The following is a 15,709-nucleotide window of genomic DNA, read 5'->3' as shown; positions in this document are numbered from 1 at the left end:
CCACACTGTGGTGGCTAGCTCAATAGGACGAAGGTATTGATCTTCCCTTTCACAGTTGAGTAGTGAGCGTCCAAAGATGCAGGCGCGGAACAACTTTTTATAACCATGCCGTTTAAAGATTGGACCATTCGTGCCAGCAGGTGTCTCGTTCTGGCTCGAAAGACCATGCCAAAAGCAATTTTTGCACGGCCCCGGCCCGACCGATTACCGGTCTCCAGTCGCTGCTCGCAGCGGGTCAGCAACGACAACGCATTGCGCTGTCTTGACGGAAAGCACGCGTGCGCGCGGGCTTGAAAAACACGTTCTTGACTCTTATGGTTGCGTCGGCTTGACCGACGTTGCAAGTGAAGCGCATTCACCAAATGTGCTCCCCTGTAGGCAATCAATCATTGCTGCCATGTTGAAGTGGCTGGATACCATGAAGATACCCGCAGCAATGACTACGATCAGCCCGAAGACGATCCACCTTGGTTGACCGTTAAGCCACTTCGCGCCGACATATCGAAGGCCACGAATCACCAAAAATACGGCAACGACTGCAAAAGTAGCGAAAAATATTCGTGAATCCATTTCTTGCCCGACTCCCTCTAGACAAGCACGCTGGTATTCGATGATGCACTATGTCTGGCGAACTCCTTCAACATAATGTTCGCAAATATACCGAACAACCTGCCCTTCAGATCGGGGTATCGTGTCGCGCGCAATGTAGATGTGTATTTGCACATTCGTGGTTGCACGTTGCTAGTTGACTGCCTCGACCGGATAAGTACCAGCACACTTCGCCTGTTTGTTCGCCGCTCTTGATGAACGATCAGAATCGGGCACCCGCTGGTGGCACAATTCTAGGCGCAGGCAAGAACTTCTAGGCCTGCCAGATGCCCTCAAAATTCTTTATCTATCGCGAAGCGTATGACTATAATCCTCTTGCGGTATGTTTGTGTTTTTTCTTTGCAGCCCTTTCGTTCCAGTTTCAGGTAACCGTACGTTGTTCCATCGGCTGACCCTGTTCGGCGAGTTGGTCGGTATCTCAGTCGAAGCGCTCTATACGCAGCCGACTGATTGTCGGCGTTACCGAAGATGTGCACCGTCACATGATCCGAGGCCTCAAGCTAGTGCCCCGCCTCCATAGTCTCGACTACTGTCACGCCCCAAAGTGACGCAGCCTGCGCATTCTCAAACTGAACGGGTATCGATCAAGAAGGGCCACTACTCAGAGCCGACAGGGAGAATTACACCACATCGAACCACACTCCGCGATTAGCTGAAGGTATTGCTTTTCAGATTTGTTTGCAGACCTGCACATTGACCAGACACGAAATTCGATGATCGCCACGGAGGAGATGCCGTTCTAATCAACCCAAGCCGGCACCTCGTGCGAGGTTAGGTGTAGCGACAGCGAGCTGCTGTCGCTCGCGGATCACGCTGTGGATTTGCGACACGACCGCCGCCCCTTCCCCCACCCCAGCGGCAACACGTTTGACCGAGCCTGAGCGGACGTCCCCGATCGCAAAAACACCGGCTACGCTGGTCTCCAGTGTCTGATCGTTGTCGTCGTGGCGTCGGTGAGCTCGCGAACCAGTCAAAACGAAACCACGCTCATCGGTCGTGACATTGCAGCCCTGGAGCCATGCTGTGTTCGGCATCGCTCCTGTAAACAGAAAAAGGTGTCTCACGGAGAACGAACTGGTCCCTTGGCTGGACGCACACTCCACTCTGTTCAGGCCAATGTCGTCGCCAGACAGTAATGTAACTTCTGTCTCCACATGCAAGGTCACATTGGGTAGCCGCGCTATCCGATCAATCAGATACCGCGACATACTTGCCCCCAACCCCTGCCCGCGAATGAGCAAGTGCACATGATTCGCTTGAGACGCGAGAAAGACGACTCCCTGTCCCGCAGAGTTGCCACCACCCACGACTGCAACGTCGAGTCCTTTGCACAATTTAGCTTCAATCGGCGAGGTGCCAAAGAAGACACCGCGACCGATGAAACGCTCGAGACCTTCGAATGGCGGCTTACGGTATGTTGCGCCGGATGCTATCACAACAGTATGAGCCGCAATCACCTGCTGGTCCGCAAGCTCAATTTCCAACGGTGTACGTTCACATCGCAAAGATTTTGCATGCGATGGGATGCTGATATGCACGCCGAACTTTTGAGCTTGTACGAATGCTCTGCCAGTTAGAGCTTGCCCGGAGACGCCAGTCGGAAAGCCAAGGTAATTTTCGATCCGCGCACTGGCGCTTGCTTGACCACCCGGACCACGGCTGTCGAAAATAGCAACGGAAAGCCCTTCGGACGCTGCGTAAACCGCTGCTGCCAATCCCGCCGGGCCGGCGCCGACGATAAGTACATCATAAACACTGCCCGCTTCAAATTTCGGCAACCAACCCAGATGCGTTGCCACCTCATTTTCATCCGGTGCTTTTAAAATCGTTCCGTCCGGGCAAATCATGATTGGAAAATCCGCTTTCGAAGCAGAAATTTTCTCAAGCAAGCTCAACGTCTCAGGATATTCGCGCGCATCTATCACCGTGTGCGGATATGAATTTCTTTGAAGAAGACGCTGGAGCGCAATCATCCGCGAGTCGAACGTATCACCGACGAGCACGGGGCCACTTCCGTTCTCAATCAACCCCACGCGTCGGATGATCAGCGCGCGCGTGATCTTCTCACCTATCTCCGCTTCCGTGACTAGCAGATTGCGCAAGTTCGCTGGCTCAATGACGATGCCTTCCGTGTCTTCGACCGCTACTCCGTCACCGAGGCACGGATGACCGAGCAACTGCGCAATCTCGCCCAGGAAGTGTCCAGCATGCTGATCAACGACACGATGAACTCTTCCGATCGCGTCTCCCCGCGATACTCGAGCAAGACCTCTGAGGATAATTATCAAGCCGGGACTCGGGTACCCCATTTTGAACATCACTTCTCCTGCTTTCCAGCTAACTACCGAGCCGAAGCAACGCGCTCTATCGATTTCCCGTGCAGACAACGACGGAAACATTTGATGTAGCCGGCTGGAAAGCGGCGAGAATGCCGCATCCGACTCAATTGCACTCAGCTCAGACGCACTGTGCTGAGAGATGATGTTCGAAACATCACCCAGATTCCAAATCGCAGGAGGCTCCCCGTCGTTTAACCCGGTCCTAGAAGCGACTGTTTCGATCTTACGGTCGCCTGAAGCGCCAAAAGTAGCCATTTTCGAACTCCGATGACGCGTGCAAGCGGCCCTCTACGCCCCTCCCGTGCCTCGCGCCACGGCCACCGGCAGAGACGATGGGGGAACGTCAAGTAAGCGTGGCCTGGTTGAGATATAGCTGCGCCATCGCAGAAAAGCGTACCCCCGTTAGGTTTGTGCGCGTAACGATCAATGAATCTCTCCGAAGTAAATCTATTCGCATGATGTGGTTATGGCAAACCTTTTGAATATACTTGCGGGCGATTTTTTTGAAGTTCATTAGGTGACGTAGGCGTGAAATATTATAGAAAATCCAATCGACTGTATTTCATCACGTTTTTCATCGCCTTCGGTTTCTATTCAAAAAAGAAAGGGCACGGGCGGGCATTCCGTGCCCTCGACACCGGAGACAGAGATAGAGAATAACAGGGTCCCTTCCCTTCCATCCAGCAAAAACATCACATTACCACTCCATTCGACAAGAACAATTAAGCCATAGTAACCAGAGAAAGACAATCAGACGAAGGTATCGAAAATTGAATGTTCAGTCTTATACTTCAGCATCCTAAGACCATTCAAACAAAGCGATTTGTTCCTATCAACTTACTGGAAAGCACTCCCTCCGAAGCATTCACATAATACCGATCTCGTGAGGTCTGATTTTCTTGCGAAACTTGTAAGTCGCCAATCAAGCATCAAGCACCCGAATCGTCTGAAGGGGTTTTGCGTCAACCAAATTCAATTCGCCAGATGCTGACTCACGTAGGCAATGCGTAATACCAACGCAGTGGACTTGATTCTCGCGCCGGGGAGTTTCCGCTCAGGAGCACCGCCGACTTCTCGCGAGTTGCGAAGGATCCCAACGTGAGGAAGACGAAAAGCCAATGAATTGCTCATTAGGCATAGATGGATAGAGACCGTTAGTCTGTCTGTGACGATGCTTCGTGTGTAGGTACACATATCGCAGCACATCGTAGCCCTCATTGGCTACGACGATCTAATACGATGCTGTGCAAACCTGATCGCGCGTAGACGGCACGCGCTTCTATCAATCCTTAGAGGAATCGGTAGCTAGATCCCGACCTCTGCCGCCAGGTGAACAAGCTCAGCGAGAGACAAAGCCTCCATTTTTCGCATCACGCGACCACGATGCGCCTTCACCGTGATTTCACTAATATTTAGCTCCTCTCCAATCTCCCGATTCAGCAGCCCCTCGACGATGAGTGAGAGCACCTCTCTTTCACGACGCGTAAGCTCGTCATATCGCCGTTGTACCGCTAACTTTCGAGCCTCGCTGCGTACCAAGAGTTCACTTCGCTGGATTGCAGCGCGGATAGCGTCAAGCAGGGTATCATCGTTAAATGGTTTCGTTAGAAACTCTACTGCGCCTGCCTTCATGGCTTGCACGATTGTCGGTGGGTCCTCACGTGCAGTGATGAAAATGATGGGCATTGCTGGCCGCTCGACGACGAGCGACTTCTGCAACTCAAGTCCATTTAGCCCCGGAAGCGAAACGTCCAACAGCATACATCCCGGTCCGAGGACGTTCGGATGTTCGAGAAATGAATTGCCACTTACGAAAGATTTAACATCGAAGCCTTCGTGCCGAATGAGCGACTCCAGCGACTCTCGAATGGAAACGTCGTCGTCAACAATGAAGACCGTTGGAGGATGAATCTGCGGTCGTGACAATATCGGCGTTGCGGAGTCTGCGTACACCATGCTCTTGGTCCTCTCCCTTATGAATGAAATCTCTCAGTGTTTCCGAACGGCCAAAAGCAACGCTTCTGAAAGTTCGACGTCGCTGAAAGGCTTATAGAGACAGGCTATTGCCCCGCTGTTCATCATCTGATTTCTAGCAACTTCGCTCTGATTCGCGGTTATGAAAATAATAGGGATACGAATTCCCCTCGCTTTCAACTCCGAAGCTAACTCCTGCCCACTCATTCCGGGCATCATCAAGTCCAAAATCAGACACCCAGTCCGAGCAGCGTGCTCAGATTTAAGGAACTCCTCAGCGGACTCGAAGGCTTCCACCGTGAAGCCCAACACTCGTACGAGATCTGGCAGAGACTCTCGAACGGACTCATCGTCATCGACCACTGACACGAGCAGTCTTGTTTTCATCGTGTACTTCCTACACGAAGTACCGGAGACTAGCGACTCACTCTCCAGTTAAAGCAAAGAGATTTTCTATTGAGGTAAATAGTCGCTACCGTTCTTTTCAGCGACTACGCATAAAAATAACCTTTCTAGTGACCGATGTCTATTAGCCGTTAGTGTGATATTGGCAAGAAATTCCCTCCATCGGTTACCTTTCCTGGTCGTCGTTGGCGTATCGCGGAACTTGACAAGGAATGGAGAACCCGAAAGTCGCCCCCTGTGCTTCATTATTTGTCGCCCACATCTTTCCCCTGTGAGCCTCGAGAATTGAACGGCTTACTGACAAACCGATGCCCATGCCATCGCCCTTGGTGGTGAAGAAGGCATCGAACATCTTCTCCTTCACAGAGTTGTCGAACCCGACACCCGTGTCCTTGACGCTCAATTGCGCATAGTCTTCACGATAGGAAACACGTACAACAATAACTCGGGGATATTTCGCGGCCATCTTGATTGCGTCAACCGCGTTGCGAATCAGGTTCATGACGACCTGTTGCAACTGAATCCTGTCGCCGAGTACTTGGGGTAGCGTGGGATCGTAGATGTCTTTCAACGCGATTCGGTTCCTGTGAAGATCAGCCTGAACAAGTTCAACCACCTCTCGGACGACGGCGTTCAAATCCAACCAGCTCGCGTTAACCTCTTTTTGATTGAATAGCTTCCTCAGCCGCGAGACGATATCCGCAGCCCTGTTCCCGTCCCGGATTGTTCGTCGCGCGGTCTCGATAGCACCAGCGATATTTGGCGGATCGCTATTGAGCATGCGAAGACACGTATTCGCATTCGTAACGATGCCCGCAAGAGGCTGATTCACCTCATGGGCTACCGATGCAGTCAATACGCCCAAGCCGCTCGCCCTGGCTGCTCGACCCAACTCCGCTCGAGCTTCTTCCAGTTCCTCGGAAGCGATGTGTTGCTCTGTTATGTCTTGGATCATACCTATGTACTCGACCTCACCAGTCAGCGCGGCGGTCGCATATGCATAATAGCGGAGATACCTGAGCGAGCCGTCAGGCATCAGAATTCGTATCTGTTCGTCGAAGCTCGTCCCTCGCCCGTTCTCCAGGTTGACTTTATCGAATATGAAAGGCGAGTCTTCCGGATGAATACGCTGCTCAATCATCGAGCGCGTTATCGAAATTCCTTGCTCAAATCCGAACATAGTGTAAAGCTGGCCACACCATGATATGGTCTCTGACCCGACGCGCCACGAGAACACCCCTAAGCCAGCGAGCCGTTGCGCCTCCACAAGAAGCGCCTCGCTGCGTCGTATGCCATCTTCGGCAAGCTTGCGATCATGTACATCAGTGCCGATGACATACCATCGCTTGACAGCACCGATCTCGTCTCGCATTGCGTTGGCGCGCAACCAGAACCATCGGTATTCCCCATCGTGTCGCCGAATTCGCGCCTCGAATCCACATTCATCGTGATCGTCCGCGCTAATAATCGTGCGCCAGTACTCGGTCGCACATCGCAAGTCGTCCCGGTGCAGCGCAGCGGTCCACCCCCAACCATCGCTCTGATCGGATGTGAACGCGGTGTATTGATACCACTGGGCGTTGAAGAATTCGGCGAGACCATCCGGTAGGCTCGACCATATGAGCATGGGGATTGTATTAATCAGCCGGCTGAGTCGTGCCTCGCTAGCAGCCCAATTCTCCTCCGCATGTTTGCGGTCTTCGATGTCTGCAGCAGCGCCGTACCACCGAATTATGGTGCCGGTATTGTCGCGCCACGGCTCAATTCGAAGCACAAACCATCGATACACGCCATCATGTCGACGAATCCTTACCTCCGCTTCACTTGGCTGTCCTGTTGCGAGAGATTTGCCCCACAATTCCATTCGCCGGCCCAGATCCTGAGGATGAATTGCTGTCTGCCACCCCCAATATCGTGATTGGGCGGCTGAAAGCCCCGTGTATTCTGAGTGAGCCTTGTTTAGAAACTCACAAGCACCGTTGGCAAAACTACTCCAAGCTACCATTGGTATCCGATCAAACATCTCGCGCAACCGATGGTCTGGCAAGCCTGCAACTAGCCCTGTTCCGTAGGATGTTGTAAGGTCTTCGCCAGACAACGTTTGAATACCCGATGGGCTGTCAGCACTGACAGCTGTTGCGTCGGCGTGAACGGCCACTTTCTCTCGCGAAGACGATTCTTCCTTGGCACCTTTGCACAACGCTTCTCTCAGGTCTGATGCAACTCGCCGAGCGGCAAAACTCAAGGCCAGTTGCTCCACCTCGCTCGGAAAACACGCACGAGACGATCCAATTACGAGCAGGCCTTTCATCGCCCCAATCGCTAGCTGAAACTTTAACGCGCGCTCCGATTCATCATGGAACGCCGCTACTTCGCCTGCACTCGCGGGCGTGAAATAACCCAGAAGGGGCAAAAGTACATCGCCAGCACTCCCGTCAGCGCGCGATTGAGCGCGCTCCGTCACCTCAACGCATGTAGCTTGCGTCTCGTCTTCTACGTGCACATGGATAAAATCGAGATCAAACGCCTGGATCAACGCGCGAAAGAGGACGTCTAAGCCCCAATTTCCGCATTGTTCTTGCAGAGTGGCGGGTGCGAAGAGCAAGTCCGAGATGTGCAACAGCGGTTCGGGGACGTTACTTGATATCTGCCGCACGAAATAGCCACCGCGCTGGGCACTAGCATGTCTACCCGGGCTTAACGGAATATCGCTGACGGTCTCCAACTGACTACCATATCCGGAACCAGTCATAACTTCGCCGTTATCAGGCCGCTTCATTTCGTACCCCGACAATAAACGTTCCCTCACGCGCGTGGCACCAACATCTAACACCCACAACCGCCTACCGCAGCAGTTGCAGATCCCGCCTCAATCGAGGTCGCAACCTCTACTGATATCCTCTTCAGGCACCCGCGCGACACATCGTCAGCATCGCCGCTGCTCCGGATGTGCGATCGCACTCACCAATGCATACGACAACGCCCCGAGATTCACATTACATTCACGAAGGGTTCGACTTTGTCGTGACTCAAAGCTCCAATGCCCGACTACATAGCTGGTCGTTTTAGTTTTCTCTCATCGTTCGGCTCGACACCTCATCTTATCCATAGCATAGGATATCACGTTCTGGATTTCATCCGCTTACCACCTTATAGACTGGACATGTCAACGACTGCCCTTTCAGATCTTGTCGGAGCTCGAGAGACATTTTCCAATACTTTCGTTCAATTGCTCGACGGGCAGACCTGTGGCGTAATTGGTTAAGCTTATAGCGAAAAGACGCAGCTGATCGTGCACGCGTTGCAGTTCTATCGCAATTGTTCAGTTCTCGATCAACGCAACTTTGTTCGCTCGACAAAACTGGGAAGACAACGAGTTGGTATTTTCTGAAATCAGAGGCAGACCGACGCTCACTCCTGAGATGGTCATTGAGTGCAGCCGGAGGCGTCGCGTTGAACCCTGCCCCAACATTCCAGCGAGATAGGCCATGAGGCAAATGACTGAACAACAGCTTTTCGAGAAAGCCCTGCTGGATCTTCTGCTTCCTCCCACGCAGATCGCAGAAAGACTGCAATTACGTTCATCAAACGGCGTCAGTGGGAAAAAAAAGCTTCCTATGGCGCAACCAGAAAGTGACGATATCAGCGTACATCGCAGACTTCACCCTGCAGAGGTGATAGAGCACACAACGTCTCGCACCATTGCGGTCCGATGGAGCGATCCGCGAAGTGGCTACTACGGCGAGCAAATCTGGATATTGTGTCGATCGAAGAAGCATACGCATTGCGCTGCCACCGGCGCGCTCATTCATCCAGGTGATACCGCGTTTAGGCCAACAGCCACGCGAATGGGGATCCCCTTTAATCAGGGTTGGCTGATACTCGCCTCGGCGATCGGACACGTCCCAAGCGACATAGAAGTTCGACTGCTCGGCGACTCTAAATGATCGATTCCATCTGACAAAAAACGGTCGCAGACTCCTTCGTTGGACATCAATTTGACCGCAATACCATTGTCGACCCGGAGGTTTTAGATCAGGACAATGGATATATCGATCGCACTCAGCCGCATCATCTGAACAAGCACCACCCCGCCGAAGATTGCTGATCACAGATAATTTCCCCGACCCTGTTCTTCCGAGATCACCAAGCGACAATGATGCCCTAGCGTGCTATCGCGTCACTTATGGATTTTCGTGCGAAGTTCGGACGTTGTTCGATCCTTTCATTGACGAACAAGCATTACATCCACGTTTCTAGAACAGATTTTTGCGGTGTACCCACTCGAATTGCACGAATTGACTCGCAATTTCGCTTATTGGACACCTTATGTCGTCACTCGATGACCTCTTAATTGCAAGACATAGAGTATTTACAATTAAAGCGGTCGCGACTCCAATAAAGATGAGATTATTGCGGCCTTCATGCACGCAATCTCACCTGTCAAGTCCGATGTAAACTGATACACACAAATCTTCGTCTCATCCTCACGAACTATGAATCGTCATCGGTGGTAGCTCGCGACAACAATTCACACCTTCTGACAGATAGGATAACCTCGACTATGTATCAACGTGCCGCCCAACACTCCCATACCATAACCGAACTCGTGTCAACGACTGGCTTCTCATAAGCACCAATATTAGCAGTCCGGTGTCCACATAGTTATACCAAAATGAATGCACCTATGACTAAGTGTTATGGTGCAAGCTGGGGGAAGTCGGCTGTGGGCCTTCCACGGCCTCGGCCGAAACGCAAGACAAGAGAATCGCAGGAAAGCGGTCAGGAACCCGTAGAAGGTCGAACAGGCAAACTAATACGAAGGTGTAAAGTGAAATTTAAGTTGCGGCAAATGGAAGTGTTTCGAGCTGTCATGCTAACTGGCACCGTTAGCGGAGCTGCGCGAATGCTGTACGTGTCACAGCCGGCTATCAGCCGACTGCTAGCCCACACAGAATCTAGTCTTGGCATCACTCTCTTTGAGCGCGCGGGCGGAAAGCTTTTGCCTACTTCAGAGGCGCTCACACTCTTCGAAGAAGTACAACTGGTCTATGAAGCGGCTATGAACGTAGACCGATTCGTCGAAAACCTGGCCAGCCGTACTACGACCGAAATAAGTGTCAGCTGTAGCCCGGCGCTTGGCTTGGGTCTGCTCCCACAAGTTATTGAACTGTTTCACAAACAGAATGCTAAGACCAGAATCAATTTTTACACCACCCTTACAGCTGATGTTCCCAACGAGCTGCTAAGCAAAAAAACTGATCTCGCCGTGACATTGCTCCCCGTAAATAATCCGAACCTGTCTGTCGAGACGCTCTGTACCGGCAGAATAGTGTGTGCAATGACGGACGCTCACCCGCTGGCAAGCTCCAAGAAGATAAGCCTTTCTGACCTTCAGGAGCACGAAACCATCTTTCCGTCATACAGTATCGCGTTCGGTAGATTAATCCGGTCGACTCTCGAGGGATACGGCTACGACATAACACCGACTTTCGAGATTCCCCGTGCAGAGCTCGCCTGCGCGCTCGCCTTGCGGTCCCTTGGCATTGCATTAGTTGATGAATTCATTGCTTCCTCCGACCTCTGGCCGGGACTGGTGGTCAAACCACTCGAGAAGCCGATCTTGTACAGCATCAACCTCATCTATCCGAAGTTCTCGGTGCGCTCGCGTAATGTAGCGGAGTTCATCGAGATCCTGCGGGAATGCACGAAGCAGCACGACGCAAGCGAACGGAAGGTGTAATGGGCGCTCCGTTGACCTCGCACCAGTTTTGGCAGCGCCGCAGGGACCCACCGCAACCACCGAGCACATCTCCTTAGCAACGGACGCCATCTCGTGTCCGCACCTCCGATAAGCACGGCCTCACGAACGCAAGCTGCGCTGGCCGCCTGCCTCACATGCCGTGCTGCATCAGCACCGCGACATCACCCGGACGGAGAACACTTTTGGAACGAGGCGGGCTTCTCAGTAGCAGGCAGCTGCGTCCATCCCACACGACTTGCGCGACAAGCGCCTGCCATATGCAAATAAGTCGTCAAGATCCTAGTTTTATTGTGCATTTACACATTTCATACGCCACCTCGGTAGCAAGCAAACATTTTGGCGCATGCGTATGATCGTCAAGACCGCAGGCTGGAACTGCCAGTCTGCAACTATCGCAGCCACCTCTGCTTGAGAGAGCTAAGTTTTAGGCGTTATTGCGAGCTTTGCAGGAGAGCATCATGGATCGTCTTCAAGCCATGCAGGTGTTCACGAGAATTGTCGATTTCAGCAGCTTCACGGGCGCTGCGGCAGCTCTCGGAGGCGGAACCGGCCAACTGTAACCACAATCATCAGAATCTAGAGAATCTGCTCAGTACACGTCTTCTGAATCGCACAACACGAAACCTGTCGCTCACAACGGACGGCGCGGCATGCTATAAACATTTGCGTCCAGATTATTCCTGAAGTTGAAGAAACTGAATAGGCCTTTCTGAAAAGTGAGAAGCGACCGCGCGGCAAGCTTCGCATAAATATGCAAAGCGCGGTGGCAAGGCAGGCAGTTCTCCCCAAGCTTCGCGAATTAGCTAGACGCGCATCCGGGCCTTTCCTTGCAGGTAGCTCGGGGGGCATGACTGCCTCGCACTGAACATGGACAACCGAGCCGGAAGCTGGTAGGCGTTCCCTCAACTTCTGCCCGCAACGGGCGACGCCAGTACGAACCGAAAACAACTCACTACTGGGAAGGGCGGACAACGCGAAATAAGTCAGTTCGTCCCGAGGGCTCTTTCTCGGCGACTCGTTGTGGCCCGGTCCCGTGGACGCTCATTCCTTCAACGAACACGCAAGAGTCGAAGCCGTCCCGGTCTTGACTTACGTGATTCCAATGAGCCAAACACGGCGCGCTGGAGTCATCGCCCCACATAATTCTTGCAACGGGACTTCGCGCCTGCGCAGACGGCAACCCAACTTCTGCATTACGTGCATAATCTAGGTTAGCAAGATGCCTTCGCGCGGTCATGCGAAGTGAGGGATGCTGTCCCTGCGGCGTGCGTGGCAAGTGCTGCTTTCTAGCAGCGAGCCTAGTCCGGCCGGAAAGCAATTCCGGCAGGAGTAGTGACGTGTGACGCTGGCAGGACTTGGCGAACCGCAAATAACCGTATCGTAGGAGTGGAAATGAATAGCCGCGAAATCGTGATTGCCCATCCCGTTCGCACGCCGATTGGGTCATTCGGCGGTTCTCTGAAGGATGTACCCGCCACAACTCTCGGCGCCATCGCAGTGCGCGAGACATTGAAGCGTAGCGGGCTTGATGCAGCCAGCGTGTCCACAGTGGTGCTAGGCAATGTCATTCAAGCTGGAAACAAGATGAACCCCGCGCGGCAAGCGTCGATCGGCGGTGGCCTGCCCGTATCAGTCCCGGCGATGACGGTGAACCGCGTTTGCGGCTCCGGCGCTCAAGCGATTGCTACTGCTGCGCAGGAAATCGCTCTCGGACTTGGCGAAGCGGCCATTGCGGGTGGCATGGAGAACATGGATCGCGCCCCCTATCTGCTCCAAACCGGACGCTGGGGAAGTCGCATGGGCAATGCGCAACTCCACGACAGCGTGCTCCGTGACGGTCTGGTTGATGCATTTTCGGATCAACATTCCGGCTGGCATACCGAGGACCTGGTGACGAAGGCGGAACTCAACAGAACTGATCTTGACGAATGGGCGGCGCGGTCACAGATCCGATTTGCGGCCGCACAAGAACGCGGCGTCTTCGATGCAGAGCTAGTGCCTGTCGAAATTCAGGGCCGCAAGGGTACATCCACCTTCAAAGCGGATGAGCAACCGCGTCCCGATACCACTGTCGAAGTGCTCGCCAAGCTACGTCCCGCTTTTCGCCCTGATGGAGCGATAACGGCAGGCAATGCGCCCGGTCTCAATAGCGGTGCATCAGCTATGATTGTGGCGAGTCGCGAGTATGCTGACGCCCATGATGTCGAGGCCGCCGCGCGACTAGTTTCGTTTGGCGTGGCAGCGGTCGACCCCGGCATGTTCGGCCTTGGGCCTGTTCCGGCCGTGCCGATCGCACTTGAGCGAGCAGGCTGGAAGTTGACCGACATCGAGCGCATCGAGATTAACGAAGCCTTCGCCGCCGTGCCACTCGCGGTCGCGAAAAAGCTGGGCCTGCCACATGACATCATCAACGTCGAAGGTGGTGCGATCGCCCATGGTCATCCAATCGGCGCAACAGGCGCGGTTCTCACGACGCGCCTCATCCATTCGATGCGTCGCGATGGCCTAAAGCGCGGTATCGTGACGCTCTGCATCGGCGGTGGTCAGGGCATTGCTTTGGCAATCGAGATCATCTGACGTAGTAAATTCAAGGTGGAGACCATGTGCTCCTAAGGTCGGAAGCACATCTCCGCTTGCAACGGGCAACCGGCACGACGAGCCTCATAGTGCATGGATGCAGTGGCGGCGTCAAACATGAATCCACGTTTTCTTCCCACCAGGAAGCGCGAGTTTAAAAGAGAACGAAATGAGCGAGGTAGTGCACGAAACGGCAGCAGCCGGCGCCATTGTCTGCGATGACGGGCTACGCCGACCGCCATGGGCCGTTAGCAATCTTTTGCTGAGGGAGTATTACGACTCCGAGTGGGGTATGCCTGTCCGTGACGAGCGCGGTTTGTTCGAGCGGATTAGCCTCGAGGCGTTTCAGTCGGGGCTGTCGTGGCTGATTGTCCTCCAGAAGCGTGACGCCCTCCGGAAGGCGTTCAGAAATTTTGAACCTGATGTAGTCGCACAGTTCAAGTCGAACGACGTCGAGCGTCTGTTGTCAGACACCGAGATCATACGAAATCGGGCAAAAATCGACGCGACGATCAATAATGCACTGGTAACAATCAAACTTCGTGAAGACGGTGGTCTTTCGGAGTTCATTTGGTCGTTCAAGCCGACGAGTACACCGGCACCACGCACGATAGCGGATATTCCGACCTCGTCGGATGAATCGGTTGCGCTGAGCAAGGCGCTACGCAAACGAGGCTTCAAGTTTGTGGGGCCGACGACCATGTTCGCTTTGATGGAAGCCGCTGGCCTAGTCGACACACACCTTCTCGACAGCCACCGACGCGGCAGCTCGGGAGTGTGGGCAACGTAACTTTGCCTATCGCCAGTCAAGTCTAACAGCTTGACGGCGGCAGACGCTCCTTCCGTCGGAGTACAAGCACCCGCAGCTTAGCTCGATGAAATCATCTTTACCTCGTGATTTGCATTAGTCGATCACGAGGAAAGAGAGGAATACATGACCCAGGACCGTGAAACGCAATTTCTGTACAAGGTTATCCCCTCCCCAGCAGGGAAGCTTACCCTCGTCTCACACGAGTCTTCATTGGTAGCAATCCTGTGGGAGAAAGAGCGTCCGGGGCGCGTTCGACTCGGTGCTATGCATGAAAAAGATGATGATCCAACTCTTCTGAAGGTGGAGCGCCAATTGAAGCAGTACTTTGCCGGCGAGCGAAACCAGTTCGATGTTCCGATCGAATTCAGAGGCTCGGATTTTCAGAAGAGAGTGTGGAACGCTCTACTTGACATTCCGTACGGAGAAACGCGCACGTATGCCGAGATTGCGGCCAAAGTCGGAAATCCGAAGGCTGTTAGAGCAGTCGGCGCAGCGAATGGACGCAACCCGATTTCGATTATCGCGCCCTGCCATCGTGTTATCGGATCGTCGGGAGAATTAACTGGCTTCGCTGGGGGACTAGCAGCCAAAGAGACGCTCCTGCTTATTGAAGACGCGACTTGGGGAGCAAAGCCGCAAAGACGGCTCTTTTGACAGATTCTTTGCCAAATCCGCGTAGTCTCGCAATCGAAACGCGGGAACACCATGACCTCTGGAGTCCATTCAAGACATTTTCGCGCACGGCGAGCGGCGCGCAACATGCACTGCTCACCATGTTTCTGCCAGCTTTACTACAAATTATCATCAATAAAAGCTTTCAACTGCGACTTGGACACCGCTCCGATCTTCTGTCCGACGAGGGCGCCATCCTTGAAGAACAGCAGAGTAGGAATTCCACGCACACCGAACTTCGTTGGCGTAGATTGATGATCGTCCACATTAATCTTTGCAACCTGCAGGCTAACAGCGTAGTCCTTCGCCAGCTCCTCCAGCATCGGTGCGATCATCTTGCAAGGCCCGCACCATTCCGCCCAAAAATCGAGCAGAACGGGCTTGTCCGATTTGACAACATCCTCTTCAAATGACGCATCTGTGATGTGCTTGATTGCTTCATTCATTGCATGTACCTCAGTGCATTCGAAGGCGATCTGAAATCGCCGTCAACGATTAAAGAGTGAGTAGACCAAGCATGGGAGTTTCGTTCTAGAACGCACACCAGCTTTCAAGAGG

The 15,709-nt window shown here is 53.4% G+C and carries 11 protein-coding genes; 5 read left to right on the top strand and 6 right to left on the bottom strand.

The features are described from left to right. Positions 1 to 312 precede the first annotated feature (312 nt). From OKW26_RS08130 to OKW26_RS08110, 5 genes are all read right to left on the bottom strand, one after another. Positions 313 to 570 carry a hypothetical protein gene (locus OKW26_RS08130; RefSeq protein ID WP_429353228.1) on the bottom strand — a complete coding sequence of 86 codons (258 nt, stop codon included), beginning with the start codon at positions 568 to 570 and terminating at the stop codon, positions 313 to 315. Between the two features lie 782 nt (positions 571 to 1,352). Further along, the gene (locus OKW26_RS08125; RefSeq protein WP_429353227.1) at positions 1,353 to 3,203 is read right to left on the bottom strand and encodes an FAD-dependent oxidoreductase; all 1,851 of its coding nucleotides are present in this window, start codon (positions 3,201 to 3,203) and stop codon (positions 1,353 to 1,355) included. A gap of 1,050 nt (positions 3,204 to 4,253) precedes the next feature. Further along, entirely contained in the window at positions 4,254 to 4,904 is a 651-nt protein-coding gene (locus OKW26_RS08120; RefSeq protein ID WP_429353226.1) for a response regulator transcription factor, read from the bottom strand. 33 nt (positions 4,905 to 4,937) lie between these two features. Continuing rightward, positions 4,938 to 5,309: a response regulator transcription factor gene (locus OKW26_RS08115; protein WP_429353225.1), complete on the bottom strand. Its 372-nt coding sequence runs from the start codon at positions 5,307 to 5,309 to the stop codon at positions 4,938 to 4,940. Positions 5,310 to 5,493: 184 nt separating this feature from the next. After that, the gene (locus OKW26_RS08110) at positions 5,494 to 8,106 is read right to left on the bottom strand and encodes a PAS domain-containing sensor histidine kinase (RefSeq protein ID WP_429353224.1); all 2,613 of its coding nucleotides are present in this window, start codon (positions 8,104 to 8,106) and stop codon (positions 5,494 to 5,496) included. Between the two features lie 718 nt (positions 8,107 to 8,824). Here OKW26_RS08110 and OKW26_RS08105 point away from each other — a divergent pair. The 5 genes from OKW26_RS08105 (at position 8,825) to OKW26_RS08085 (ending at position 15,133) form a co-directional block, all read left to right on the top strand. Continuing rightward, on the top strand, positions 8,825 to 9,274 hold the full coding sequence (locus OKW26_RS08105; RefSeq protein WP_429353223.1) for a DUF3331 domain-containing protein: 450 nt from the start codon (positions 8,825 to 8,827) through the stop codon (positions 9,272 to 9,274). Positions 9,275 to 10,002: 728 nt separating this feature from the next. Further along, positions 10,003 to 11,070: a LysR family transcriptional regulator gene (locus tag OKW26_RS08100; protein ID WP_429353222.1), complete on the top strand. Its 1,068-nt coding sequence runs from the start codon at positions 10,003 to 10,005 to the stop codon at positions 11,068 to 11,070. 1,413 nt (positions 11,071 to 12,483) lie between these two features. Then, a complete protein-coding gene (locus tag OKW26_RS08095) occupies positions 12,484 to 13,668 on the top strand; it encodes a thiolase family protein (RefSeq protein ID WP_429353221.1) in 1,185 nt (394 codons plus the stop codon). Positions 13,669 to 13,837: 169 nt separating this feature from the next. Then, a complete protein-coding gene (locus OKW26_RS08090) occupies positions 13,838 to 14,458 on the top strand; it encodes a DNA-3-methyladenine glycosylase I (protein ID WP_429353220.1) in 621 nt (206 codons plus the stop codon). 144 nt (positions 14,459 to 14,602) lie between these two features. Beyond that, complete coding sequence (locus tag OKW26_RS08085) at positions 14,603 to 15,133, top strand: methylated-DNA--[protein]-cysteine S-methyltransferase (protein WP_429353219.1); 531 nt, start codon at positions 14,603 to 14,605, stop codon at positions 15,131 to 15,133. A 137-nt stretch (positions 15,134 to 15,270) separates the two neighbouring features. Here OKW26_RS08085 and trxA read toward each other — a convergent pair whose 3' ends face one another. After that, positions 15,271 to 15,597 (bottom strand): thioredoxin TrxA, encoded by a 327-nt coding sequence (gene trxA, locus OKW26_RS08080; protein WP_429353218.1) that lies wholly within the window; start codon positions 15,595 to 15,597, stop codon positions 15,271 to 15,273. Positions 15,598 to 15,709 lie beyond the last annotated feature (112 nt).

The organism is Paraburkholderia sp. 32 (assembly GCF_050435345.1).
Classification (GTDB): Bacteria; Pseudomonadota; Gammaproteobacteria; order Burkholderiales; family Burkholderiaceae; genus Paraburkholderia; species Paraburkholderia tuberum.
Note: the sequence above shows the minus strand (reverse complement) of the source record. Positions and strands in the feature narration are given on the sequence as shown.

What these genes read in the sequence shown, in the direction of transcription:
- OKW26_RS08130 (WP_429353228.1), bottom strand. Translation starts at nt 570, where the DNA reads ATGGATTCACGAATATTTTTCGCTACTTTTGCAGTCGTTGCCGTATTT.
- OKW26_RS08125 (WP_429353227.1), bottom strand. Translation starts at nt 3,203, where the DNA reads ATGGCTACTTTTGGCGCTTCAGGCGACCGTAAGATCGAAACAGTCGCT.
- OKW26_RS08120 (WP_429353226.1), bottom strand. Translation starts at nt 4,904, where the DNA reads ATGGTGTACGCAGACTCCGCAACGCCGATATTGTCACGACCGCAGATT.
- OKW26_RS08115 (WP_429353225.1), bottom strand. Translation starts at nt 5,309, where the DNA reads ATGAAAACAAGACTGCTCGTGTCAGTGGTCGATGACGATGAGTCCGTT.
- OKW26_RS08110 (WP_429353224.1), bottom strand. Translation starts at nt 8,106, where the DNA reads ATGAAGCGGCCTGATAACGGCGAAGTTATGACTGGTTCCGGATATGGT.
- OKW26_RS08105 (WP_429353223.1), top strand. Translation starts at nt 8,825, where the DNA reads ATGACTGAACAACAGCTTTTCGAGAAAGCCCTGCTGGATCTTCTGCTT.
- OKW26_RS08100 (WP_429353222.1), top strand. Translation starts at nt 10,003, where the DNA reads ATGAATGCACCTATGACTAAGTGTTATGGTGCAAGCTGGGGGAAGTCG.
- OKW26_RS08095 (WP_429353221.1), top strand. Translation starts at nt 12,484, where the DNA reads ATGAATAGCCGCGAAATCGTGATTGCCCATCCCGTTCGCACGCCGATT.
- OKW26_RS08090 (WP_429353220.1), top strand. Translation starts at nt 13,838, where the DNA reads ATGAGCGAGGTAGTGCACGAAACGGCAGCAGCCGGCGCCATTGTCTGC.
- OKW26_RS08085 (WP_429353219.1), top strand. Translation starts at nt 14,603, where the DNA reads ATGACCCAGGACCGTGAAACGCAATTTCTGTACAAGGTTATCCCCTCC.
- trxA (WP_429353218.1), bottom strand. Translation starts at nt 15,597, where the DNA reads ATGAATGAAGCAATCAAGCACATCACAGATGCGTCATTTGAAGAGGAT.